The sequence below is a fragment of the Affinundibacterium seohonense genome (assembly GCF_014284305.1).
Lineage (GTDB): Bacteria > Pseudomonadota > Gammaproteobacteria > Burkholderiales > Burkholderiaceae_D > Undibacterium > Undibacterium seohonense.
On sequence record NZ_JACOFW010000004.1, the window covers coordinates 160277 to 185187 of the forward strand.

Sequence of the window (24911 nt, forward strand, 5' to 3'; positions counted from 1 at the left end):
TAATTAAACGAAATAATTAAACGAAATTCTAGATAGATCAAACAGTTTTGTAACAGGACTAGCGAAAACAAATGTCTGCTCGCATAATCGGCAGCTTGCATTATTCGCCATTTGCTTTACAATCAGGCGACTAATTTTCGCCCCACTTTACGATAATAAAAATAAAACAAGTGGGTTTGCAAACATCATGTTTGGTGCCAGATTTTTTGATCCGGCAGCGAAACATCAATTTTAACTTATTGCATGCGTTTATCCGATAAATTCCGTCAATTAGCTGCAACTACGCAAGTTAAAGCCCAATCCCTTTTAGCAATCAGCATCGCGAATGTGCGCGGTATGCGCGCATCGCGTGTGATTCCTTTCACTGGTTTGTTCTTTGCTGTATGCGCAGTCGGTGCAGTTGGTGTTGCTCCTTTAGCACCAGATGCCGCCAATCTCCCAGTCAAGACGGTGACTCAAGATTTAATTTTGCCATCCTTGGATGAGCAAATTGCCAAAATCGTATTGCAGCAACAGCATTACGTTAAAGAAGAAAAGATACAGCGCGGCGATAGTCTGGCAGCTTTGCTACAGCGTCTCGGTGTGGATGACGTCAATGCCGCTAACTTCCTCAAAACCGATCCAGTGGCACGTGGCGTTTTGCAAGCCCGCGCAGGGAAATCCATACGCGTAAAGACCACTGACGAAGGGACTCTGGAGTGGTTGCGGGTTGGTTTGGACAATAATGAAAATGGTACCAAAACCCTGTTGGTTGCTCGCAATGAACAGAACGGCTTTAAAGCTTCAGAAGTCACTGAACAATTAGAGCGCCGTATAGAAATGCGTTCTGGCGATATTCAATCTTCTCTATTCGTTGCCACTGATAAAGCGCTTATTCCATCAGCCATCGCCGATCAGATCGTGAAAATGTTTGAAACTAGCGTGGACTTTCGTCGTTTGCAACGCGGTGATTACTTTAACGTGGTGTATGAAACTTTTTGGTTGAATGGTGAATTGGTTAAAACTGGTCGTTTGCTATCCGGGGAATTTAAAAATTCTGGCAAATTAGCACAAGCAGTTTGGTTCGACGAAGGCGCTGGCGAAGGCGGTTACTATAGTTTTGATGGTAAATCCTTGAAAAAAGCGTTCTTGAAATCTCCATTAGAATTCTCTCGTGTCTCGTCTGGTTTTTCTATGCGCGTTCATCCGATTTCGGGTAAATGGAAGCGCCACACAGGTATCGATTTTGCCGCTGCCAGTGGCACACCAATTCGTGCTTCTGCTGATGGCACAATTGACCATGCGGGACCACAAGGTGGTTACGGCAACATGGTAATCATTAAGCACTGGAATGGTTACAGTACAGCATATGCCCACATGAGCCGTTTTGCACCAGGCGCACGCAAAGGTACTCGCGTCAGTCAAGGTCAAGTGATTGGTTATGTTGGTTCTACTGGTTGGTCAACTGGACCGCATTTGCATTATGAGTTCCGCGTCAATAACGAGCCTCGTGATCCAAACACGATTAGTGTACAAAGCGCAGCGGCACTAGCATCACATGAGTTGCCAAAATTCAGAACAGTCGCAGCCGATATGGCACATCGTTTTGACTTATTGCGTCCAGAGCGAAATTCAGCGGCGCTGGTGGCAGCGCGCTAAGCGAACTGTCAAGAATCAGCCGAACGTAGTTCGGCTTTTTTTATTCCTAATGGCAAATCCTATTTTATGCAGACAGCTATCCAAGTAGATTCAAACTATTATATCGGCCTGATGTCGGGCACCAGCTTAGACGGTGTCGATGGAGTACTAGTCGCTCTGCCCGAGCAGGATCATGCGCATGATCGGGACGCATTGCAGCTTCTTGCCAGTGCACATATCCCATTTTCAATAGCACTAAAACAGCAAGCAATGGCTTTGCAACAAGCAGGTGAGAATGAGATTGAGCGTGAAGCTTTACTTGCAAATCAATTGGCCGCCATTTACGCGCAATGCGTGGCTGAATTGCGCGCTCAGCATCCCGACCTTAAAGTTCAGGCCATTGGTGTGCATGGGCAAACCATACGTCATCGTCCTGAATTAGGGTTCACCCGACAAACCAATAATCCCGCCTTGTTAGCTGAATTAAGCGGACTTGATGTCATTGCCGATTTTCGTAGCAGAGATATCGCTGCTGGCGGACAAGGTGCTCCTCTGGTTCCGGCATTTCACCGCGCTATGTTTGCCAAGCAAGGTGAATGTCGCGTGGTGTTAAATATCGGTGGGATTAGCAATATTAGTGTGCTGCACGCGGATGGCAGCACGATCGGTTTTGACACTGGACCCGGTAATTTGTTGATGGACGCTTGGATACTGCAGCATCTGGGTCAAGCATATGATGCGGACGGTGCTTGGGCTGCGCTAGGAAAGGTCGATCCAGCTTTGTTGGCACGTCTAAGTGAAGACAGTTTTTTTGCGCAAGTGCCGCCAAAGAGCACCGGGCGTGATTTATTTCATTTACCTTGGCTGCAACAGCATTTACAGTCATTCTCGGATCTGAGTGCCGCCGACGTGCAAGCCACTTTGTGTGCCTTCACTGCCAAAACCATCACTGATGCCATCGCACAATTTGCCCCTGATTGTGTCGCTGTATATGTCTGCGGTGGTGGTGCTTGCAATGCGAGTTTGATGCGCGCTTTGGCACAGGCATTGCCTCATATTCACTGGGATAAAACTGATAGTCTCGGGATCGCTACCCAGCATGTGGAAGCGATCGCATTTGCTTGGCTTGCGCAAAGATTTGTGCAAAGAAAAGCTGGGAATATCAGTGAAGTCACAGCAGCCCGTGGTGCGCGTATTTTGGGTGCCTTGTATCCTGCTTAGATTTTTGAGTCGCCAATCCTCCGTTTTAACCCTGATGCTAGATGACAATGACAAATAAATTTTTATATATCGCTGATCCTATGTGCTCGTGGTGCTATGGATTTGGTCTGGAATTGCAGCAATTTTTGGCCGATAAACCTGATGCCGAACTCGATATCGTCTTGGGTGGTTTGCGTGCCTACAATACGCAAGTCATGGACGCGGATCAAAAAGACATGATCTTGTCGCACTGGGAAAAAGTACGGCAGGTCAGTGGCTTGCCATTTGATATGAGCGGCTTAGATAAGCCAGGATTTGTTTATGATACCGAGCCTGCCTGTCGGGCGGTGGTGACGGCTAAGATGTTGACAGATGGCATGCCGACGAAGATTAATTTGGCTGTCTTTCAGGCCATACAGCACGCGTTTTATGCGCAGGCAAAAGATGTGACTGATGAATTGACTTTAGCGGAGATTGCTGTAAATGCCTTAAATACGTATGAGCAGGCTGCGATTTTTGATGTGGAAAGTTTCCTTGAAACGATGCAAGCGCCAGAGAGTAAAGACGAAACGCGCCAGCATTTTCAGCAGATTCAACGCTGGGGTGTGCGAGGATTCCCCGTGTTGTTGCTAGTCAAGGAGGATGGTTTGCATATGCTCAGTTCTGGTTATACTAAGGCTGGGGATTTGACATCGGCTCTTAATGACATGCTGTGAATTCTTGAATGCATTAAAAAAACAACCATAAACTTAAACAAAAAACATTGTTTCGTATATAATGCGGCTTCAAATTTTTTTTAAAATCAAATCTAAAAGATTGGAAGCTCAGTAATGAAAAAAACGATTTTAGTAGCATCAATGGTAGCAATGACAGCTTTGACTGGTTGTGCGTCTATTTTGAATGACAAGACACAAGCAGTAAACGTATCCGCTTCAAACGGCAAGGAAATCACAGGTACGATCGACGGTGCAACATTCAAAGCTCCTGGCATTGTGAATATCACTCGCGAAAATAAAAACAAGCTGGTTTTGGTATCAACTGATGGCTGCGCTAAAGAAACTTCCGTTGAAAAATCTGTTGATCCAAAATTCTTCATCAACATTTTGTCTGGCGGTGCGTTTGGTTCTACTACAGATTACAGCACAGAAAAAATGTGGCGTTATTCTGAAAATGTTGTAGTTTCATGCAAATAATTCGTATTTGAATTTCAAAAAAGGCGGCTCTCAAGCCGCTTTTTTTTCGTTAAGAAAATCCTTTACCATGCTCTCTAAGTTATTGATTATCTGCTTAAGCTTTGTGATTTATTCGCAGACTGTGCTTGCAGATACCGAATCTAAAGACCTCAAGCTAGACTCCTATTTGGAACTTGCAACGCAGAAAAATCTTGCGGCTCATCCGACTTGGGCGGCGTTGTTACACGTGAGTGAGGCTAAGGCGAACATTCGTAGTGATACGTTCTTATTGAGTCATACAGATTTTTCACTCGCCAATGAATTGCGAGCGACCTTGCACTTGCTATATGCAGATCAAAGCAATCAGGTTTGCCGCTTTCCAGCGCGTTATTTGTGGCTACAAAAAGAGTTGAACCTGCCTGCACTGCCGATACAAAATTGCGGCGATCTGCAAGAATTTAAAGCTCGGGCGCCAATGCAAGAGATTGCATTAGCATTTGCATCAGAAAACCTTGCCCAACCATCGAGCATGATGGGACACGTGTTTTTAAAGCTGAGTGGGGTAGATGAGCGCGGGCAAAATCTGGAGCACGCCATTTCCTTTTTTACCGATGCTGGTGGTATCAATGTACCTAAACTATTTTTTGACAGCATGGTAATCGGTAAGAAGGGCTATTTTAGTCTGTCGCCTTACCAAGAGAAAATCTCACTATATTTAGGTGAGGAGCAACGCAGTATTTGGGAATACACTTTGCGCCTCAATCAGCAGCAAAAAGATTTGATTCAAGCGCATCTCATCGAATTGCGTCAAACCGATTTAGTGTATTTCTTCCAGAAATATAATTGCGCTACCGTGATTGATTTTATTCTGGCAGTCGCCGCTTCCCGAACGCTCGATACCAATGGTTTTTGGTTGACGCCTAAAGATGTCGTCAAGCGCGCGCATGAACTAGATCTGATTGACAGTAGTCGCATGATGTCGCCCAATCGATGGTTGATTCGTGCTGTGGGCGAGCAGTTCACAAGCCAAGAGCGCGCACTCATTGCGCAGCAAGTCGAACGCCAGGCTGTACCATCGCTGACTGAGCTCGATACGAATAAGACTTACTTAACTTTGCAATTGGCACGTGCGTATCAAGCCTATCGCAATGAATCGACGAAAGATCAATCGGCCTCGGCCTTAGCCTATGTAAAGAACTTGGATGGGATGACTAAGCGGGATTTTCCCGTGCATCAACTACAAGTCCTCGAAAGCAAAAATCCTTTAGAAACACCACAAGATTCCCAAGTCGCACTTGGTTTTGTGCGGCAAGATCGCGAGTCTTATGCCCGCGTCACATTGACGCCGACATCCCATCATTTGGACGACGATAATCGGCACTACTTTAGCGAAACCGAGCTCTTACTATTTGAACTGTCTTTGTTGAAAAATCTACGTAACCGCCAGCTTTTGATCGATAAATTGACGGTTTATGCAGCACAATCTTTCATCCCTTATGACAATATGAGTGGTGGTATTTCTGGCGCGATTCGAATGGGTATCAAGCCGCAGTTTGATGCGACATTTCGCCCAAAGAAAACTGCCTTTATAGAAGGAGCTTTGGGCTTCACACATCGCAGTGGGACCGACATCGATAGCTTTGCCTTGCTAGGTTTGGGCATGGCTTGGCGAAATGGACAATCGCAAGTTTATTTGCAACCGGAAATTGGCGTGATTGCGAGAGAAATTTTTGATATGAAATCTCGCTTGTCGGTCGTGCTCACATCCAATATTCATGGCGATCATGCACGAAATTTGCATTATCGTTTTGTACAGTCTAAATACTTTCAGAAAGAGAGTCTGTCGATACACTTGAGTATTGATCGCTTTCAGCAACAAAAAAAACGTCAGAATAGTTACGAATTGAGCTTAAAAAAGATGTTTTGATTTCGTAGTTGCAATCGAGAAAATCGAAGATAATATAAAAACCCGCCTGCGTTGCGGGTTTTTATATTCTGACAATGCGATCACGCTTGTTGGCTGATTTATCTTGAAGAGAATGTTTGTGATGTCTATTAGTCCACGCCAACAAATCGCCCCACAAGGCCCTGAATTTTCCCGTATCGTTTTAGGTTTATGGCGTTTGTCGTCGTGGCAAATGACGCCAGCTGAGCGTGTCGATTTTTTAAAGGCGGCGCTTGATTTGGGAATTACGACCATCGATCAGGCTGATATTTATGGCGACTACACTAGCGAAACTTTACTTGGCGAAGCGTTCGCCTTGGCGCCAGAATTGCGACAGCGTTTTCAAATCGTGACGAAATGCGGCATCCAGTTTCCTTCTGTAAATAGACCGCATCAGACAGCGCATATTTACAATACGACGGCGGCGCATATTATTCAGTCAGCGGAAAATTCTCTGCGAAGTATGCAAATCGATTGTATTGATCTGTTGTTGATCCACCGACCCGATCCTCTGATGGACGCGGATGCCGTTGCACAAGCGTTCTTACAACTGCAGCAGAGCGGCAAAGTTAAACACGTAGGAGTGTCAAATTTTACACCTGCTCAGTTTGACTTATTGGCGTCGCGTATTCCTTTGGTTACCAATCAGGTTGAATGTTCGTTATTACATACAGCGCCGATTGATGATGGGACCTTTGACAACTGTCAGCGTCTACGCATTTCACCGATGATTTGGTCCGCTTTGGCAGGCGGACGCCTGTTTAGTGATCAACATCCGCAAATACAAGTTCTCCATGCTGAATTAAACAGGATCGCCAATGAACTTGATGTTAGTGTCTCATGTGTCGCGATGGCCTGGGTTTTAAACTTGCCCTCTCAACCTGTGCTCTTGACCGGCTCTGGACGGGTGAAAGTGTTGGAAGAGGCGGTGCGCGCCTGTGGATGTCAGCTTTCACGTGAACAATGGTTTGATTTGTGGCGGGCAGCGACGGGTCAAGATTTACCGTAAAGAGATTTGCTGAATTTATATCTAAACCAAAAAAAATACTTTTCAGTAATTGTAAAACAGCGTATAAAAGAAATCTGATTTAGACTAACGTCGAATCGATCCATGCTATAAAGGATCTTCGAATTGTGTTGTCAGCCTTAGGGGGCGCAATAATTGAAGATAGTTCGTCCTTTCTTACGCCGCTTTTTACGCGCTCAGCGCCTGCCTTCCAAAGATTTGCAATTTTGGCGAGACCAGATGCTCAGTGCGATTCTGTCGGTTGCCTTGTTGCTTGGGACACTCACGGCGATTCCTAGCGTGATGATGGCGATCCGTGATCAGCTCTATTCCATCGTACTTATTGATTCCTTTGCGATTGGTTGGTTGTTGGTGATTTGGCGTTGGCGCGCACTTAGCTTCACTGCCCGAAGTTGGCACTTTCTCCTTGTCGTTTATAGCGTCGGTGTATTTTTCTTGTTTAAGGTTGGCCCTGTCAGTCAGATCTATTTGATGGCAGTGCCGGTCTTGGCTGCTTTATTATTAGGCCTGCGCCCAGCCATATTTGTCCTGATTTTAAATGCGATTACCTTGATCGCAATAGGTTACAGCTTCAACATTGATCTGCAATTTGATCGCTATCACGACCGGCCTTTTTTGCGCTGGATCATTATCACCCTCAATTTTACTTTTATCAGCTCAGTCATTACCGTTAGCTGTGCGGTGCTATTGCGCCGACTTGAAGAATCCTTGCGTAAGCAGGTGGAGATTAGTCTGTCCTTGCAGGAGGAGCAAAAATCCCTAAGGGAAGCAAATGAAGAATTGAGGCTGATTTCTGCCGCAGTCGACAACCTCAATGATATGGTGATGATCACGGATAATAATCTGCGAGACTCTGGACCACATATCGTGTTTGTTAACAAGGCATTTGAGACGACTACCGGATATAGCCGCGCTGAGGCGCTAGGTAAGACTCTGGAAATGCTATATGGAAAAAATTCTGATAGTCTCGAGATTCACCGCATGCGTTCGGCGATGGCGTCTCAAGATCCTATCCGCTCGGAAATCTTAGGCTATACCAAGTCGGATGAAGAATTTTGGTTGGAAGTGGACATTCAACCTATCAATAATCAAGATGGACTATGCACGCATTATGTGGCGATTGAGCGTGATATTACGGATAGAAAAAAGGCTGAGTTAGATATCTATCGACTGGCGTTTTTTGATGTATTGACGGGTTTGCCTAATCGTCGGTTGTTACGTGATCGCATGAGTGTACAACTGGCAAACGCGCAAAGAACAGGCCATTTCAGCGCAGTTTTGTTTATCGATTTGGATCATTTTAAAACCATCAATGATGCGCGTGGTCACGCGACTGGAGATATTTTACTGATCGAAGTCGCAAGGCGTTTAAGTGATGTGCTACGTGAAGTCGATACGGTGGCAAGGATAGGCGGTGATGAATTTGTCGTCCTGATTGATAGTTTAGATTCGCACATCGAAGTGGCCGGTAAGCTGGCATTGAAAGTCGCAGAAAAAGTTCGCCAAGCGCTATCTCTCGAATTTGTTATTCATGGTCAAGTCTACAGCTCCAGCTGTAGTATCGGTGTGAGTTTAATGCCTAAACCCGGACAAAGCGCCGACGATTTGTTGCGCGAATCGGATACGGCGATGTATAGAGCAAAATCAGCAGGGCGAAATCAGATTGCGTTCTTTGAGGGCAATATGCAAACCGAAGTCGAGCATCGCTTGACACTAGAACGAGATTTGACCAAAGCACTAGAACTCAATGAATTGCAAATGGTGATGCAGGCACAGGTTAATGATGCTGGTGTTGCGGTTGGTGCAGAGCTATTGATGCGTTGGCATCATAAAGGTCGGGGTATGGTTTCACCGGCTGTATTCATTCCATTGGCAGAAGAGTCAGGCTTGATTGTGAAAATGGGAGATTGGGTTTTGCAGGAGGCTTGCCGAATTTTGAAGCAATTGCAAAGCGCCGGGCATTATTTTTCATTATCTATCAATGTCAGTCCTAAACAATTCCGTCAAAAAGATTTTGTCGACAAGGTCACCGCGACTTTGGCAACTCAAGGAGTGGATGGTAACTATTTGATTTTTGAAGTGACAGAAGGTTTGTTTATCGATAATTTGCAAGAAACAATTGCGCGCATGAGCAAGCTTTCTGACTTGGGAATTCGTTTTTCTATCGACGATTTTGGCACCGGCTATTCCAGTTTGAATTACTTAAAACGTCTGCCTTTGTACGAATTAAAAATCGATAAGAGTTTTGTGCAAGATATCCCTGGGGATGCCAACGATACGGCAATCGTCGGCTCGATTTTATCGATGGCTAGGCAGTTCGGATTAAAAGTTGTTGCTGAAGGTGTGGAAACTGTCGAGCAAGCAAATTACTTGATCGCGAACGATTGTGATTCTATGCAAGGATTTTTGTATTCCCGCCCGATCGCTCCGGAGCTGTGGATTAGCCAGCACGCGCAAGAGCAGACGGCGACTGGGGTGTAAGTCACGGATTGGCGTTCCATTGGCTGATCGCGCGCCGTCAACGTATAATTCACACTTCGTTTTCAACATGGCAGGCAGATCATCGTGACAGCTACCCCGCAAGACCAACAGCAGCAGCCAAAGACTTCCAGTAAATTCATCGTCTTAGTCGCGATAGTGGCAGTGATTGCACTGATATTTGGCTATCAGGCGCTCAACGCGAAACCTGGTGCACCTAAGCTTGATTTTACGAATATTCAAGGTAAGACCATCGATCAGCAATCCTTGCAGGGTAAAGTGTACATGGTCAACTTTTGGGCGACATCTTGTGCCACCTGCATTAAAGAAATGCCGCAAATGATCGCCAGCTATGAAAAATTCCGCGCCCAGGGCTTGGAGTTTTTTGCGGTGGCAATGAGCTATGACCCACCAAACTATGTCTTGAATTTTACGGAAACCCGGCAGTTACCTTTCCAAGTGGTACTGGATCATCAAGGGAAAATCGCGCAGGCGTTTGGCGATGTTAAATTAACGCCGACGACTTTTGTGATCGATAAGCAAGGCAAGATCATCAAACGTTACGTTGGCGAACCTTCCTTTGATGAATTAAATCAATTACTTGCCACCGAATTGGCAAAAATTTGAAAGCGATAGACGGCTTTTGTTTTGGGTTTTCGTTTCTGCAATTGAACAACAAAACACAAAGAAGTCTATTGAAAACTCCTTCTAAATTGAAAAAATTTGTTCATCTGAATCGCTAGATTCACGCAGTTTTGCTACTTATTTAGGCAGCTTTTCAGGTAGAATAGCGCTTCCTCGAAATTCCTCCGACTCTCCCAAGGTTTTAACATCGTGCACATTGGCTCCTATCAGCTAAAGAATAATATTTTTGTCGCGCCCATGGCTGGCGTGACCGATAGACCATTTCGCCAATTGTGCAAAGACTTGGGCGCAGGTTATGCCGTGTCAGAAATGGCGGCATCGAATCCTAAATTATGGGAAACCGAAAAGTCCACGCGTCGGACTAACCATGAAGGCGAAATGGAACCGAAGGCGGTGCAGATTGCCGGTGCGGATCCTAAAATGTTGGCCGAATGCGCTAAATATAATGTCGATAAAGGCGCGCAGATTATCGACATTAATATGGGTTGCCCTGTTAAGAAAGTTTGCAACGCATGGTGCGGTTCAGCTTTGCTGCAAGATGAAAAATTAGTTGGCGAGATTCTCGATGCCGTGGTGTCCGCGGTCGATGTACCAGTGACTTTGAAATTCCGCACAGGTTGGGATAGAGCGAACAAAAATGCTTTGCAGATTGCGCGTATCGCTGAATCTGCTGGTATCGCCATGTTGACTTTGCATGGGCGTACGCGTGCCGATGGCTACAAGGGCGACGCTGAATACGAAACGATCGCAGCAGTCAAGGCGCAAGCAAGAATTCCCGTCGTTGCCAATGGCGATATTACGACGCCAGAAAAAGCGAAGTATGTACTGGAAGTGACAGGCGCAGACGCGATTATGATTGGACGTGCGGCGCAAGGCAGGCCTTGGATTTTTCGCGAAATTGAGCATTTTTTGAAGACAGGCACCTACTTACCCGCACCTTTGGTATCGGAAGTTAGTGCGCTGTTGGATCGCCATTTGCGCGAGCATTACGCGTTCTATGGTGAGTTTATGGGTGTGCGTACGGCGCGCAAGCATATCGGTTGGTATGTCGAAGATTTGGTCGATGGCGAAGCCTTTCGCCAGCAAATGAATAAGTTGGAAACTTGTGAGGAACAATTGGCGGCGGTCAACATGTTTTTTGATAGTCGACCGACAGAACGGTTACAATACCGCCCCTTCGAGAGCATTGTGGGCACCGAACTAACTCAAGGATTGTCGCAAGCCTTAGCCGCTTAAGTCATTTTCCTAATGGTATTTGGTGTCAGTAATGTGCACTATTTTGGTGGAAGTTTAAATTAGTTTTACCTCAGTTTAACCCTTGGAATCGAATGAGTTTACACCTCAGATAGATCCCATTAATAAGAAGAAAATTCAGTATGAGCAAAGAAAGCATTCAAGAAGCGGTCCACAAAAATCTGGAAAAATATTTTCGTGATTTAGGTGAGCAACCGGCTTCGAATATTTACGATATGGTGGTGTTAGCGGTTGAAAAACCGATGTTGGAAATGGTCATGACACGCACCGATAGCAATCAATCTCAAGCCGCAGATATGCTTGGTATTAACCGCAATACCTTGCGCAAAAAACTGCAGCAACACGGTCTTCTTTAATCTTATTTACCTATCTCAATCATGATCAAACAAGCTCTCCTGTCCGTGTCGGACAAAACTGGTGTTCTCGAATTCGCACGTGAACTCAATGCTATGGGTGTCAAACTTTTGTCCACAGGTGGCACTGCTAAACTCTTGACTGACAATGGTTTGCCAGTCACCGAAGTCGCAGATTACACAGGTTTTCCAGAGATGCTTGATGGTCGTGTGAAGACTTTGCATCCGAAAGTTCACGGCGGTATTTTGGCGCGTCGTGATTTTCCTGAGCACCAAGCTGCTTTAGAAAAACACGGTATTCCAACCATTGATATGGTGGTCGTCAACCTCTACCCATTCCAAGCAACAGTCGCCAAAGCAGAATGCTCCTTGGAAGACGCGATTGAAAACATCGATATCGGTGGCCCAACCATGTTGCGCTCATCGGCTAAAAATCATAAAGACGTGGTTGTAATTTGCGATCCTATCGATTACGCGACGGTCTTGGCGGAAATGAAAGCGGGCAATAATGCCGTGTCGTATGACACGAAATTCATGCTGGCGAAAAAAGTGTTTGCGCACACGGCACAATACGACGGCGCGATTACCAATTATTTGACGAGTTTGGGCGAAGACAAAGCACACACAACACGCAGTGCTTATCCACAAACTTTAAATATGCATTTCGAAAAAGTTCAAGAGATGCGTTACGGCGAAAACCCGCATCAATCCGCTTCTTTCTACCGCGATCTGGCACCAGTGGTAGGCGCATTGGCGAACTACACGCAATTGCAAGGTAAAGAACTGTCCTACAACAACATCGCTGACGCTGATGCAGCGTGGGAATGTGTAAAGTCTTTCGAGACTGGCGCATGCGTAATCGTTAAACATGCAAATCCATGCGGCGTAGCGATTGGTGCGACAGCATTGGAAGCTTACAACAAAGCATTGCAAACAGATCCAACGTCAGCCTTCGGCGGCATCATCGCGTTCAACACAGTATGTGACGGCGCAGCAGCAGAAGCCGTTGCAAAACAATTCGTTGAAGTCTTGATCGCACCATCTTTCACTGCGGAAGCGAAGCAAATTTTCGCAGCAAAACAAAACGTGCGTTTGTTAGAAATCCCTCTCGGTTCTGGCGTCAATCAATATGACGTGAAACGTGTTGGTGGTGGTTTGTTAGTGCAAGCACCAGACGCGAAAAATGTTTTGCCAGCCGATGTGCGTGTGGTCAGCAAATTGCAACCAACACCACAACAAATGGCTGACATGATGTTCGCATGGCGCGTCGCTAAATACGTGAAATCCAACGCGATTGTCTTCTGCGGCAATGGCATGACTTTAGGCGTAGGCGCTGGTCAGATGAGCCGTATCGATTCTGCACGTATTGCTTCAATCAAAGCACAAAACGCTGGCTTAACTTTGCAAGGTTCCGCAGTCGCGTCTGACGCGTTCTTCCCATTCCGCGATGGTCTCGATGTTGTTGTCGATGCTGGCGCAACTTGTGTGATTCATCCAGGCGGCTCTATGCGCGATCAAGAAGTGATTGATGCTGCGGATGAGCGTGGTGTGGTGATGTTGTACACGGGTGTGCGTCACTTCCGTCACTAATTTGCATTCAGAACGTCGTTAGTCAAATGGCGTTCGTCTATATTCTCGCCAGTGATCGCAACAGCACTTTGTATGTTGGTGTAACGAGTGATCTGGTTCAACGAATCTATCAACACAAAAACAAGTTTGTACCAAGCTTTACTGAAAAGTACGGCGTGGACAAACTTGTTTGGTTTGAGACTTGTGATTCTATCGAGGGCGCGATTATGCGTGAGAAGCAAATCAAGAAGTGGAAGCGCGAATGGAAAATCAATTTGATTGAGGCGACCAATCCTTATTGGAATGATTTGTATGACTCGATTTTGTAGTGGCTGTTTTGTTCCAGCTTTTATCCGCGTTGAACAAACGACACTGGGCTCCTGCCTTCGCAGGAGCGACGGTAAATAGTTTATTGTTTGCTGCTTTGTGTTAGGAAACGAAGCTGAAAAATTTGAAGCCATGCCCTACATTTGTTAACGGTCATTCCTGCGAAGGCAGGAATCTAGTGGCGTTCGTTGAGCGCCAACAAAAGTAATTAGGGATCAGAAGTACAACACGCGAACACCCAAGACCTGCGTATAATTTCGCAATAAATTCATACACAGAAATCAAACACCAATGAAAATCCTAGGCATCGACCCCGGCTTACGCACCACAGGTTTTGGTGTCATTCATAAGCAGGGCAGTAAGCTCACCTACATCGCCTCAGGTACCATCAAAACAGTCGAAGGCACTTTGCCTGAACGCCTCAAAACCATCCTCTCCGGCGTCACCGAAATCATCCAAACCTACCAACCCGATTGTGCTGCAATTGAGAAGGTATTCGTCAACGTCAACCCGCAATCTACGCTGCTACTTGGTCAAGCGCGCGGTGCAGCGATTTGCGCTTTGGTGCAAGCCGATTTGAACGTCGCTGAGTACACCGCGCTGCAAGTTAAGCAGGGTGTGGTCGGTCATGGCAAGGCGAAAAAAGAGCAGGTGCAGGATATGGTGCAGCGTTTGCTGTCTCTATCAGGTACGCCAAGCTCGGACGCCGCCGATGCCTTGGGTGTTGCAATTTGTCATGCGCATAGCGGGGATACTTTGAAGACGCTTGGTGCTATTGCGCCTGAGTTGGCTAAGAAGGGTTTGCGGGTGAGGGCGGGGAGATTGATTGGGTGATTTAATCCTGCAGAGAAGTAAAAAATGAGATATCTAAAATTGATGGCCGATTATCATTGTTTCCCACTTTGGGAGAATTCGTCAGATCTTGTAGGAAATGTTGATCCAGCATCTTTCCCAATTTCTGAAAATTTAATCTCAAAGTTAAATGAATGGGCCGAAATATTTAATGCTACGCTAAATCTCAATGATCCAGTCCGATCAGGTTTCGCGGCAGAGAAATTGAAGATTGAGTTTCATGATAAAGGGCATGATCTATGTCTTTCACTAAAATCGGAACTTGGTGATAATTATTCGGTCATTTATGTTTAGGCAAAGTTGTGAAAAATAGGGTTAGAAAAAATTCAAAATTTATTTCCAAAAATGACTTGCGATAATTTGATCTAACCCTCTTATTTTGTATTCATATCTAGTTGGATCTTTGTCCGTTGTCGTGGTTTAAATTTTGTAGGTGATTTTTAATGTGCAGGTCGGGTGTGGCCCGACAGCCACTCCCTTTCTTTGCTTCGCCAAAGAAAGTAAGCAAAGAAAGGCGACCACGCTGCCACTGGCCTTCGGCTCCCCAATTGTGCAAGACAAAAAATGGGAAAGCCTTGAAACTCGCTTCGCTCAGACAACAAGGCTATCTTTATCCATTTTCTGTCCTGCACAATTGGCAGTGTCAGAAGTGGATGAAAGTCAAAAGCAAAAGCGAAAGCGAAAGCGACTTTAAAAACAGCCACCTACAACCACTTAAAATTAGGAGTAGTAGAGCGAATTTTTGCGCAGTGCTAAGTATGAATTCACTCATAAAGGTCATACCGGACTTGATCCGGTATACAGAATTCACCTTTTGGCGCGTCGAAATGAATGCCGGATCAAGTCCTGCATGACCATTAATTTTCGCTCTTCGCATTTGTTTAGCGGAAGCGCTCTTGGATAAGCTAAATACTTGACCTGGAATTTCTTTGTAATTAAGCCTGCTGTTGTTCTGGCCTATTTCAATTTGTGCTAGGTCGAGAATGGTGTGTTCCCAATTGTGCGAACTTAATGATTTAATTTTATTTTCATCATTGGCCTTTGGCCTGTATCGCCAATTTTCCAATTGTAAGTACTAAACAAGCCAAAAAATGATGGCTTCGAACTAGCATTGTGTGAAATGATTTCGGCATTTTTTGGGAGCCGTACTTCAAGTGTTCCATCTACGCTAATTCCTAGTTGTTCGAGCTCACGTTGGCCTTTCTCTTTTATCTCTTTGGACGCGATGGTCATGATGCCATTCTTATCGGTGCTGACTGAGAAAATATCAAACATATTCAGTGTTTGGCCAGTTTTTCTTTTGCCTTCAATTTTAAGTTCGTATCTTCCATTTCCTTTATAGACTGCGTTCTGAACGTCTGGGTTTTTTAAAAGACGCTCTGTTTCCTTCTTTAGACCCATTTGATCCTTCTCGGAAAGTGTTCCTGCTTTCTTTATTTTTGCTGCTGCAAGTCCGTGTACCGCGGTTCCTGCATAAACAAAGGTATAACTTGCGTCAGCTTGAATATCAACTTTGGCCGTGAAACGTTCGGGGATCAGGCAGCTAGAGAGCAATACTACGCAGGCTAAGGAAGCAATGATGGCAATTTTTTTCATAGTCGCACATTCCTAATTGAGGAACAGATTTGATTTTCGTAGATTTTTTTAGGCGGGCGAAACCCGCCATTCTTCTAGACTATCGAATTTTGTGTCTAGGTCACTTGTGATTTTACAGACCTCGCAAGCTTAAAAACTAAATCGTAACGCGGATGTGAGTGTGCCATCTGAGCCAAAACGTTCCACCTCTATAGAAAGTGAGAATTTTTTGCTTAAGGCATATTCGGCGCCAATCGATCCGTATGCATTCGTCTTAGTTTCATCGACACCAGATGGGAAGCCGCTTTTCTTAAATTGATTGCGTATCAATCCAAGTTTTCCGAATAAAGAGAATTGCTCAGTGAGTGGGAGGCTCCCTTTGCCAGCAATGTATTGCCCAGTGGCGCCAAATGTTGCCGTGCCAGCCCGTCCCGAGAATTTCCATTCTGTGCTAACACTTCCCAAATCAACATAGGCTGTTTCAATGGACCATGTTTTATCGATTGCCATACCCGCGAAAAATTTAGCACCAGTCTGATTGACACTGTTTTGATTTGAAAATTGGTCATAGTTGATGCTTACTTCATACTTGCTTGAAGTGATACCTGCCCCGACATAATATCCATCTTGCGCTTGTGCAGTCGAAATACCAGCTAAACAGCATATTGCGAGAACTATTTTCTTCATCTGTAAACCTAAAAAGAGTGAGTTTGAAATTTGACGAATATTCTATGCGCGAAGCGCATATGAATGGCGATAGTGTATCAATAAAATAAGAAAATTAAGCATGTAATTAAAATTTATTTAAACAACTACATCTTTCAAATTCTAAACAAGCACCCGACCCCGCAAAGCCTTTTGCACTCCATGCGTATTTTTGCTATCCAAGCGCTTGCGTTGTGAACTGCGAGTTGGGCGTGTTGGGCGACGTGGTGTTGGTGTGTGGGCGGCTTGTGTGATGATGTCTTGTAAACGTCGCAGACCGTCGGCGCGATTTTGTTCTAGGCTGCGAGATTGCTGTGCTTTAAGAATGATGATGCCTTCTTTAGTGATGCGTTGATCACTCATCGCCAGCAAGCGTTCTTTGATACTGTCAGGTAAAGACGAACGAGCGATGTCGAAACGTAGATGCACTGCGCACGAGACTTTATTGACGTTTTGACCGCCGGGGCCTTGGGCGCGGATGGCGGTGAATTCGACTTCGTCAGGATTAAGTAGGACGCTCATGCGGTGTTTGCTAATAGTCTAAAAAGCTTGGAAGACGCATGATAGGCTAGTCTGCAGGATTTGGAAAAAAACCTTGAAAATTTGCCTTCATTTTCAGCTTTCCAAGTAAGATTAGCGCTCTCTATTACCCTGAGTTTTCTACCAATGCGCTTCATCCATACCTCCGACTGGCACCTCGGCCAAACTCTGCACAATTTTGATCGTAGTTACGAACATCAAGCGTTTTTAGATTGGCTGATCACCTGTTTGGTGAATGAACAAGCCGAAGCCTTGCTGATTTCTGGCGATATCTTCGACACCGCCAATCCTTCAGCGCTAGCGCAAAAACAGTTTTATCGTTTTTTACAGCAAGCCAAACAACAGTTACCGCATTTGAATATCGTCATCATCGCGGGCAATCACGATTCACCCGGTCGCTTAGAAGCGCCTGCGCCCCTTTTGGAAGAAATGGATGTCGCGGTGATCGGATTCGTGCCGCGTTTGCCCGACGGCAGCATCGATTTGGATCACCTAGTTTTACCTTTAAAAAATGCAGCAGGTGAGATCAAAGCATGGTGCTTAGCGATACCATTTTTGCGTCCCAGCGATGTGCCTAAATGTGACGGCGAGGTTAAAGACCCTTACATGCAAGGCATCACGCTCTTGTATCAACAATGCTTGCAATATGCGTTGACTCTGCGTCAACCCAATCAAGCCAATCAAGCCATAATTGCGCTCGGTCATTGTCACATGGTCGGTGGCGAGATCTCCGAAGAATCAGAGCGCCGCATCGTGATCGGCGGTACTGAAGCTTTGTCAGCCAGTATGTTCGATGCGAATGTCGCGTACGCCGCATTAGGCCATTTACATCTGGCGCAAAAAGTCGGTAAGCAAGACCACCTGCGTTATTGCGGGAGCCCATTGCCGATGTCCTTTGCCGAAGTTGATTATCAACATCAAGTGCTGCGTGTGGATCTGGATCAAGACAAAGTCAGTGACATTGCGCCCATCCTCGTGCCACGTGCAGTCGATTTGCTACGCGTACCCAAACATCCCGCACCGCTAGCGCAAGTCTTGGTGGCATTAGCCGCGTTGGATGTGCCCAGCGACACGCCGCTAGAGCGCCAACCGTATCTTGAAGTGCGCGTCAGACTCGATGCCCCTGAGCCAGGTTTGCGTGCCGCGATAGAAAACGCGATTGAAGGCAAGGCGCTGCGACTAGCCAAAATCGAAACCAGCTTCGCCGCAAAAAAAATCAGTGATTCAGAAACCGTGACACTCACCGAACTAGAAAACCTGCAACCCGAAGATATCTTCCAGCGTCTGTACCAAAACAAATACCAAAATGAAGCGCCACCAGAACTACGTAGCGCCTTCACCGAACTGATGCTAGCTAATGACAGCAGCGACGAGGTGCAGTCATGAGAATCTTAGCTCTACGCGGAAAAAATCTCGCCTCACTCGCCGGAGAATTCGAAGTCGATTTTGAACAAGAGCCGCTCAAATCCGCTGGCTTATTCGCTATCAGTGGCGCAACAGGTGCAGGTAAAAGCACCTTGCTCGACGCTCTCTGCATGGCGCTGTATGAAAACACGCCGCGCCTAATTAAGGCAAATGGTGGTAAAACTCTACCTGACGGAAATGAGCTGATTTCACAAAAAGATACGAGTAACTTGTTACGCCGAGGCACGGGCGAAGGTTACGCTGAAGTCGATTTTGTTGGTTGCGATCAGATGCATTATCGCGCACGTTGGAACGTTCGTCGGGCAGGAAATAAGCCTACAGGTACATTACAACCAACCACTATGTCGTTACATCAATTGCCAGATTTGTTGATTTCTGGCGGCAAAAAAACTGAAGTCAAAGCCGAAATAGAAAAACGTATAGGTCTCAAATTTGAACAATTCACCCGCGCTGTGCTACTCGCGCAAAATGAATTTTCCAGCTTCTTAAAAGCCGAAGACAACGAACGTGGCGAATTATTGGAAACCCTGACAGGCAGCGCGATCTATAGTGAATTATCCAAACGCGCTTTCGAACGCGCCAAACGCGAGCAACAAGACCTGCAACGCATATTAGATCGCTTAGACGATCAAAAGCCATTAACCGAAGAAGAGCGCGCACAGCTTGATAGCGATCAGCAAAACGCACTAGTGCAACTGCAAAAATTAGAAGAACGCAAACTCGCCTTAGAACAAGCTCTGCGTTGGTTTGAACAAGATCAAAGGCTGCAACATGATAGCCAGATCGCGCAAGAACAAGTCGAGCAAACACAGCAAGCATGGGCACAATCGGCAGCGCGACAAGTACAGCTACAGCAAATAGAAGAGGTGCAAGTCGCTCGTCCTTTGCTAACTGAAACCGATCGTCTAAAAGCCAGCGTTGAGCAATGTCAGCAACAAATCATCAAGGCCCAAGCGCAACTCCAAAATGCGCAGAGCAATAGCCAACAACAAGAGCAACAGCAGCAAGCCGCCAAACAACAGCTACAAAAAGCCGAGCAAGTCCAAGCGCAAGCCGCACCGCAACTAGACGCCGCCAAAGCGCTAGAGGCTGCCATCGCCACGATACAACCTGCGCACGAAGCGATGCAAGAAGCGCACGCCAAATTGCAAGCAAAATGCAGCCAAACCCAAGAACAGCAGCAAGCAAAGCAAGTCGACATCATTACCAACCAAAGCCAATTGCAAGCCTGCACCACATGGCTAAGCGAGCACAGCGCCTTGCAAGTCTTAGCAAACGATTGGACAAAATGGGAAGTCTTGCTACGCCAAGCCAAACAAGCACAAGACGAGCTTCAACACCTCACACAAAAGCACGCGCAACATGCGAGAGAGCAGCAAGCCCAACAAGCGCAAATCGCAGACCTTAGCGTGCAACTAAGTCTAAGCCAAACGCAATCAGAAAAAGCCGAACAAGCACGCCAACAAAGCGCAGCGGCATATCTGGAATCCAGTACCAAATTAAACGCCCAGCTGCAACAAAAGCCAGCATTAGAAAAACGCCGCGAACACTTAAACAGCCTAGAACAATTGGCGAATAACCGTGAAGACGAGAAAGCACGCCTGCACAAAACGCAGCAACAAATTCAGACACTGCAAGACAGTCTCGCGCAAACTAAGAGTGAAGCCAAACAAGCAAAAGACAAATTACCCGCATTGATCTCAGCGCAAGAGCAAGCCGAACGTTCTCTCAGAATTGCTGAAAGCGCTTGCCTAAAATCCGCCGAAGATCTACGCGCCACCTTAGCGCCGGATCAAGCTTGCCCTGTCTGTGGTTCGCACGAGCATCCATTCCGTAGCGATCCTGCGCATCCGCAACAGTTGCCGCAGTTACATGCCATGCTCGAACAATTGCAAGCGCAGGTTCAACAATGCCGCCTAAGCACACAAAGCACACAACAAGAATTTAGCAGCAAAGACGCGTTGGCTACGAGCTTACATGCACAGTTACAACAAGCCCAGCAAGAAGAGGCGCAACAACAAGCACAGGTCGCACAAACGCAAAGCGCATGGCAAACGCATCCATTAGCGCAAGAGATCGATGATCTATCGCAAGCAGAGACGGTACTCAAAACATGGATAGCCGAACAAACCACCCAAGTGCAACAAGCGCTGGCGAATATCACCAACTTGGAAAACGCCAACCGCACCGCTTTACAAAGCAAAGACAGCGCACAAGCCCACTATGAACAAGCTACGCGTACGCACAACGCCAATAAAGAAGCACAACAAAATGCTCTCAACGCCGTAGAGCGCAGCAAGGCAGAACAAGCGCACACACAAGAACAATGCACCCAAAGCCAAACCAGACTCAACACCTATTTAGAAGAACTCACCCCAGCACTGCATGAGCTAGGCGATGGCGCAAGTAATTGGAAAGAGCAATGGCAAAACGCGCCCGAGCAATTCACCCAGCAATGCGCAGCACACGCCAAAGAATGGCTCAAACAAAGCAAACAACGCGAAGCATGCAATCAGCGCGCAAGCAGTTTGACCCTAGAGTTGAATAATCTCAGCGCTATCCTGCAACAAGCAGAACAAGAACAACAAAACAGCGCACAAAACCTAGCCGCCAGCGCGCAAGCACTACAACAAAAACAAAGTGAGAAAAGCGCCTTATTGCGCACGCTTGCCGACCTATTCGCTTACCTAATTCAGCACAACACACCGCAAATACAAAGAACAGAACTCAGCCTAAAACAGATCGAAGCTCAATTCACGCAAGCGATTAACGCCGCTAAACAAGCGGTAGATCTAGCCACCCAAAACCACAACGCCGCAGTGCTAGCCCACAGCCGCTGCACCGAAGCATTAGCACAAGCAACAGCACGATTAGTCGCTGAACAAAACCTGCAAGCGAACGCCGCAGCCGCGTTAGCAAATTGGTTAGCAGAGCACGGCACAAGCCTAATGAGTGGAGAAGAGTCTGCAGAAAATCCAGAAGACCAACTACGCCAATTGCTAAACTACGATGCCGCGTGGATCACCAGCGAACGCCATGCCTTACTCGCCATCGCCAACGCCAGCCAGCAAGCACAAACGCTCAGCCAAGAACGCCAACGCCTGTGCGCAGAACACCAAGCACAGCGCCCCGATGTGCAAACAATCTTGGCACAAGACGAGTCAAAGAGAGATGACAATGCAGATGACAACGCAGACGCGAATGTGAATGAAAATGTAGATGAAGATGGTGAGCCAGACAGTGATGCGATAGCAGAAGAAAACGCAGAAGTATCATTCAGCACGCAACTAAGCCAAGCACTACAAACCCTGACAAAACAACGCAGCGAGGCACAAGCGCAAGCCAGCCAACTACAAACTGCTATCGCCCAAGACCAAGGCCGCCGCATGCAAGCCGCCGACATCCTAAAACAACTAGAAACCCAAGAAGCCAAAAGCAAAATCTGGGAAACCCTAAACCAATTAATCGGTGCAGCCGACGGCAAAAAATTCCGTAACTACGCCCAGCAATACACGCTCGATGTCCTAATCGGCTACGCCAACCGCCACCTACACGAACTATCCCGCCGCTACCGCCTTCAACGCATCAACGACAGCCTAGCCTTAATGGTGATAGACCAAGACATGGGCGACGAAGCTCGCTCAGTCCACTCACTCTCAGGCGGCGAATCCTTCCTAGTCTCACTAGCCCTAGCACTGGGCCTCGCATCACTATCCAGCAAACGCGTACGCGTCGAATCCCTCTTCATCGACGAAGGCTTCGGCAGCTTAGACGCCGACACCCTACGCGTAGCAATGGACGCTCTAGATGGCCTACAAGCCATGGGCAGAAAAGTCGGCGTGATCTCACATGTGCAGGAGATGACGGAGAGGATTGCGACTAAGGTGATGGTGGTGCGAGGGGCCGGGGGGAGAAGTGTGGTTGGAGTTGAGCGATGCTGAGTCTATGTAGAAATGCATCTGGTTGTGATTTGTGTTCTTTCACATCGAAACAAATGCTTTTGTAACAAAAATGCACAGCTGAAATGTGGAAAGGCTTTTTCTAACCGGATGCAGTTCTAAGATGTGTTGTTTTAAATTACGATTTCATATCTTTGATATATATATGAAATGAGGTGTATGAAATTAAATTTAGAATGACAATGCATATTGCTTCAAATTAAAAACAGTTGAATTTACAAAAAGATTGTGATCTCTTATGTCTGGCTATATTCAAAGTATTAAAACTATAATTCCTTACACAGATAAAATTGTCAATATTGATCTAAGGGGTAAGAACCTTATTCTGACAGGCGGAAATGGATGTGGCAAAACAAACCTTTTAAATCATTTATTTGATTATTTGAAACGTCGAGTTATCGACCATAAAAATTACGATACGGTTAAATTGCAAGCAAGCATTGAAAATTTTTCCACTGCCATTTCGGCGGAAGGGAAAAAATCTCCGAGCTATGAAGATTGGAGCATGCAAATGAAGATCGCCCAAGAAAAATTGGATGAAATTCAGAGAGCCACTTTATCCTTCGTTAATTTGGAAATGTATATTGATAATTTTTATTTAAATCGTGCTCTATTGACCACGTTTAAAGCTGTCCGCGAAGCGAACATTTCGGAGTCTACTTCTGCTTTGAGTACTTCAACGCTTGTCGCACAAGTGAATGGAAAAAGGCAAACACTTGTCGCAGGATCTTTGTTTGAGCAGTACCTAGTTAGCTATAAGACTGTTCAGGCTTACGCTGATGCTCCAAGTGTGAATAATACGCCGGACATCGCATTAAAAATTCAGACTTGGTTTAACGAATTGGAGAGTAATCTAAAGATACTTTTTGAGGACCCTTCACTAGTACTTCAATTCGATTCACGACTGCAGACTTTTTTAATCAAGCAAGAGCACAAAGAAGCGTATCGTTTTCAACAGCTTTCATCCGGTTACTCTTCAATACTCGCTGTCTACGCACATTTAGTAACAACGGTTCAATTAGACGAAGTTACACCAAATGAAATCGAAGGCGTTGTGTTTATCGATGAGATTGATGCTCATCTACATGTTTCGTTGCAGCGGAAGATATTCTCATTCCTAGTAAATTCCTTTCCAAAGGTTCAATTTATTGTTTCAACGCATTCGCCGTTTGTTGTTTCGTCTGTAAGTGATGCCGTTATTTACGATCTTTCAAAGCTTGAGCAGATCGAAGACCTTTCTATGTACTCGTACGAGTCAATATTAGAAGGGTTATTTGGTGTCTCAGTTAGTTCAGATATTTTAAATACGAAAATTGAAGAGCTACATGAAGAGGCTGAAAAAACTGAAATTGATGTAGAAAAACTTGAACATCTAATTTCGGAACTACGCTTAAATGAAACCAGACTTAGCACGGAGTCTTTGCTATTTTTGGAGTCGGCGCAATTGTCTCTGCTTAAGGCTAAAGCGAGGGATAGAAATGTTTAAGGTTAAGCGGTCAGACGTGATACCAGCTTCGCTTTTGACCAAAAGAAGCTATAAGGACGAAGACGTAGTAGAGGCGCTACAAAAAGACTTTTACAAAAAATGCTATCTGTGTGAAATTAAGGAACCTCAAGATATAAATATTGAACACTTTGTTGCTCACCTAGGCGATGAAGATTTGAAATACGATTGGAAGAATTTGTATTTTTCTTGTGGACGATGTAATAACATTAAGCTCCACTTCTTCAACAATCTCCTAGATTGTTGTGATCCGACCCATGATGTATTTCGCGCCATCAAGTTGCTACCACCAAGGACACCCGGTGCAAAAAAGGTTGTCGTCGAACGGCAAAATGAGGATGCACGTACTCGTGAAACCGAAATGTTGTTAGAGCGAATCTATAACAGTGAACATACTGTGAACAAAGCGATCACTGCAAGTTTCTTGAGGAAGAAAATATATAATCGGTACATAAAGTTTCTTCAATTGGTTAATAGATATTATGCAGATGACACTTTGGACGATGAGCGAACTGACGCGCTAGCACGAATAAAGGTGCTAATGTCCGACCAGTTAGAGTTCTCAGCATTCATTAAGTGGTGTGTTCTTGAAGATGAGGAGTTGGTAGAACTACTCGGGTCATTCATTGAATAAAGCGAAGCAAAGGGCTTGGCATAGTCTTTCTTGAAACATGGGAATAATTTTCAATAGATCCTGCTCAGTCAGTGTCATCACTTGCCTTGTATGCTCCGAATTAAGACTAGAAATGTGAATCCAAATACAC

Annotated in this window: 20 protein-coding genes; 17 read left to right on the top strand and 3 right to left on the bottom strand. The window is 45.7% G+C overall.

Features of this window, described 5'->3' with window-relative positions; translation table 11 throughout:
* Positions 1-243 precede the first annotated feature (243 nt).
* The 13 genes from H8K52_RS05520 to ruvC all read left to right on the top strand — a co-directional run bounded on the left by H8K52_RS05520 (position 244) and on the right by ruvC (position 14421).
* Positions 244-1638 (top strand): M23 family metallopeptidase, encoded by a 1395-nt coding sequence (locus H8K52_RS05520; protein ID WP_186921893.1) that lies wholly within the window; start codon positions 244-246, stop codon positions 1636-1638.
* Between the two features lie 66 nt (positions 1639-1704).
* Complete coding sequence (locus H8K52_RS05525; protein WP_186921894.1) at positions 1705-2838, top strand: anhydro-N-acetylmuramic acid kinase; 1134 nt, start codon at positions 1705-1707, stop codon at positions 2836-2838.
* Between the two features lie 47 nt (positions 2839-2885).
* Positions 2886-3533: a DsbA family protein gene (locus tag H8K52_RS05530; RefSeq protein WP_186921895.1), complete on the top strand. Its 648-nt coding sequence runs from the start codon at positions 2886-2888 to the stop codon at positions 3531-3533.
* Between the two features lie 114 nt (positions 3534-3647).
* Positions 3648-4010 carry an adenosine deaminase gene (locus H8K52_RS05535; RefSeq protein ID WP_186921896.1) on the top strand — a complete coding sequence of 121 codons (363 nt, stop codon included), beginning with the start codon at positions 3648-3650 and terminating at the stop codon, positions 4008-4010.
* 67 nt (positions 4011-4077) lie between these two features.
* On the top strand, positions 4078-5916 hold the full coding sequence (locus H8K52_RS05540; protein ID WP_186921897.1) for a lipoprotein N-acyltransferase Lnb domain-containing protein: 1839 nt from the start codon (positions 4078-4080) through the stop codon (positions 5914-5916).
* Between the two features lie 121 nt (positions 5917-6037).
* Positions 6038-6943, top strand: a complete 906-nt coding sequence (locus H8K52_RS05545; RefSeq protein ID WP_186921898.1) for an aldo/keto reductase — start codon at positions 6038-6040, stop codon at positions 6941-6943.
* A gap of 153 nt (positions 6944-7096) precedes the next feature.
* The gene (locus H8K52_RS05550; RefSeq protein ID WP_246464299.1) at positions 7097-9442 is read left to right on the top strand and encodes an EAL domain-containing protein; all 2346 of its coding nucleotides are present in this window, start codon (positions 7097-7099) and stop codon (positions 9440-9442) included.
* An 84-nt stretch (positions 9443-9526) separates the two neighbouring features.
* On the top strand, positions 9527-10066 hold the full coding sequence (locus H8K52_RS05555) for a TlpA family protein disulfide reductase (RefSeq protein ID WP_186921899.1): 540 nt from the start codon (positions 9527-9529) through the stop codon (positions 10064-10066).
* 207 nt (positions 10067-10273) lie between these two features.
* On the top strand, positions 10274-11320 hold the full coding sequence (dusB, locus tag H8K52_RS05560; RefSeq protein ID WP_186921900.1) for a tRNA dihydrouridine synthase DusB: 1047 nt from the start codon (positions 10274-10276) through the stop codon (positions 11318-11320).
* 140 nt (positions 11321-11460) lie between these two features.
* Entirely contained in the window at positions 11461-11694 is a 234-nt protein-coding gene (locus H8K52_RS05565; RefSeq protein ID WP_186892113.1) for a helix-turn-helix domain-containing protein, read from the top strand.
* A 21-nt stretch (positions 11695-11715) separates the two neighbouring features.
* The gene (gene purH / locus H8K52_RS05570) at positions 11716-13281 is read left to right on the top strand and encodes a bifunctional phosphoribosylaminoimidazolecarboxamide formyltransferase/IMP cyclohydrolase (RefSeq protein ID WP_186921901.1); all 1566 of its coding nucleotides are present in this window, start codon (positions 11716-11718) and stop codon (positions 13279-13281) included.
* A gap of 26 nt (positions 13282-13307) precedes the next feature.
* A complete protein-coding gene (locus H8K52_RS05575; protein ID WP_186921902.1) occupies positions 13308-13589 on the top strand; it encodes a GIY-YIG nuclease family protein in 282 nt (93 codons plus the stop codon).
* Between the two features lie 289 nt (positions 13590-13878).
* A complete protein-coding gene (gene ruvC, locus H8K52_RS05580; RefSeq protein ID WP_186921903.1) occupies positions 13879-14421 on the top strand; it encodes a crossover junction endodeoxyribonuclease RuvC in 543 nt (180 codons plus the stop codon).
* Positions 14422-15447: 1026 nt separating this feature from the next.
* Here the strand turns inward: ruvC and H8K52_RS05585 are convergent.
* The 3 genes from H8K52_RS05585 to arfB form a co-directional block, all read right to left on the bottom strand.
* Entirely contained in the window at positions 15448-16035 is a 588-nt protein-coding gene (locus H8K52_RS05585) for a hypothetical protein (RefSeq protein WP_186921904.1), read from the bottom strand.
* 129 nt (positions 16036-16164) lie between these two features.
* Positions 16165-16701, bottom strand: a complete 537-nt coding sequence (locus H8K52_RS05590) for a porin family protein (protein WP_186921905.1) — start codon at positions 16699-16701, stop codon at positions 16165-16167.
* A 141-nt stretch (positions 16702-16842) separates the two neighbouring features.
* Positions 16843-17241: an alternative ribosome rescue aminoacyl-tRNA hydrolase ArfB gene (gene arfB / locus H8K52_RS05595; RefSeq protein ID WP_186921906.1), complete on the bottom strand. Its 399-nt coding sequence runs from the start codon at positions 17239-17241 to the stop codon at positions 16843-16845.
* Between the two features lie 144 nt (positions 17242-17385).
* Between arfB and H8K52_RS05600 the strand changes: the two genes are divergently transcribed.
* From H8K52_RS05600 to H8K52_RS05615, 4 genes are all read left to right on the top strand, one after another.
* Positions 17386-18645, top strand: coding sequence for an exonuclease SbcCD subunit D C-terminal domain-containing protein (locus tag H8K52_RS05600; protein ID WP_186921907.1), 1260 nt, complete (start codon positions 17386-17388; stop codon positions 18643-18645).
* Entirely contained in the window at positions 18642-22625 is a 3984-nt protein-coding gene (locus tag H8K52_RS05605) for an SbcC/MukB-like Walker B domain-containing protein (RefSeq protein WP_186921908.1), read from the top strand. Before H8K52_RS05600 ends, H8K52_RS05605 begins: the two co-directional genes overlap by 4 nt.
* 256 nt (positions 22626-22881) lie before the next feature.
* A complete protein-coding gene (locus H8K52_RS05610) occupies positions 22882-24129 on the top strand; it encodes an AAA family ATPase (protein WP_186921909.1) in 1248 nt (415 codons plus the stop codon).
* Positions 24122-24781 (top strand): HNH endonuclease family protein, encoded by a 660-nt coding sequence (locus H8K52_RS05615; protein WP_186921910.1) that lies wholly within the window; start codon positions 24122-24124, stop codon positions 24779-24781. Before H8K52_RS05610 ends, H8K52_RS05615 begins: the two co-directional genes overlap by 8 nt.
* The last annotated feature ends 130 nt before the right edge of the window (positions 24782-24911 follow it).

Excerpts from the sequence above, each read along its gene's own strand:
- H8K52_RS05520 (WP_186921893.1), top strand. The coding sequence starts at position 244 with ATGCGTTTATCCGATAAATTCCGTCAATTAGCTGCAACTACGCAAGTT.
- H8K52_RS05525 (WP_186921894.1), top strand. The coding sequence starts at position 1,705 with ATGCAGACAGCTATCCAAGTAGATTCAAACTATTATATCGGCCTGATG.
- H8K52_RS05530 (WP_186921895.1), top strand. The coding sequence starts at position 2,886 with ATGACAAATAAATTTTTATATATCGCTGATCCTATGTGCTCGTGGTGC.
- H8K52_RS05535 (WP_186921896.1), top strand. The coding sequence starts at position 3,648 with ATGAAAAAAACGATTTTAGTAGCATCAATGGTAGCAATGACAGCTTTG.
- H8K52_RS05540 (WP_186921897.1), top strand. The coding sequence starts at position 4,078 with ATGCTCTCTAAGTTATTGATTATCTGCTTAAGCTTTGTGATTTATTCG.
- H8K52_RS05545 (WP_186921898.1), top strand. The coding sequence starts at position 6,038 with ATGTCTATTAGTCCACGCCAACAAATCGCCCCACAAGGCCCTGAATTT.
- H8K52_RS05565 (WP_186892113.1), top strand. The coding sequence starts at position 11,461 with ATGAGCAAAGAAAGCATTCAAGAAGCGGTCCACAAAAATCTGGAAAAA.
- purH (WP_186921901.1), top strand. The coding sequence starts at position 11,716 with ATGATCAAACAAGCTCTCCTGTCCGTGTCGGACAAAACTGGTGTTCTC.
- H8K52_RS05575 (WP_186921902.1), top strand. The coding sequence starts at position 13,308 with ATGGCGTTCGTCTATATTCTCGCCAGTGATCGCAACAGCACTTTGTAT.
- ruvC (WP_186921903.1), top strand. The coding sequence starts at position 13,879 with ATGAAAATCCTAGGCATCGACCCCGGCTTACGCACCACAGGTTTTGGT.
- H8K52_RS05585 (WP_186921904.1), bottom strand. The coding sequence starts at position 16,035 with ATGAAAAAAATTGCCATCATTGCTTCCTTAGCCTGCGTAGTATTGCTC.
- H8K52_RS05590 (WP_186921905.1), bottom strand. The coding sequence starts at position 16,701 with ATGAAGAAAATAGTTCTCGCAATATGCTGTTTAGCTGGTATTTCGACT.
- arfB (WP_186921906.1), bottom strand. The coding sequence starts at position 17,241 with ATGAGCGTCCTACTTAATCCTGACGAAGTCGAATTCACCGCCATCCGC.
- H8K52_RS05600 (WP_186921907.1), top strand. The coding sequence starts at position 17,386 with ATGCGCTTCATCCATACCTCCGACTGGCACCTCGGCCAAACTCTGCAC.
- H8K52_RS05605 (WP_186921908.1), top strand. The coding sequence starts at position 18,642 with ATGAGAATCTTAGCTCTACGCGGAAAAAATCTCGCCTCACTCGCCGGA.
- H8K52_RS05610 (WP_186921909.1), top strand. The coding sequence starts at position 22,882 with ATGTCTGGCTATATTCAAAGTATTAAAACTATAATTCCTTACACAGAT.
- H8K52_RS05615 (WP_186921910.1), top strand. The coding sequence starts at position 24,122 with ATGTTTAAGGTTAAGCGGTCAGACGTGATACCAGCTTCGCTTTTGACC.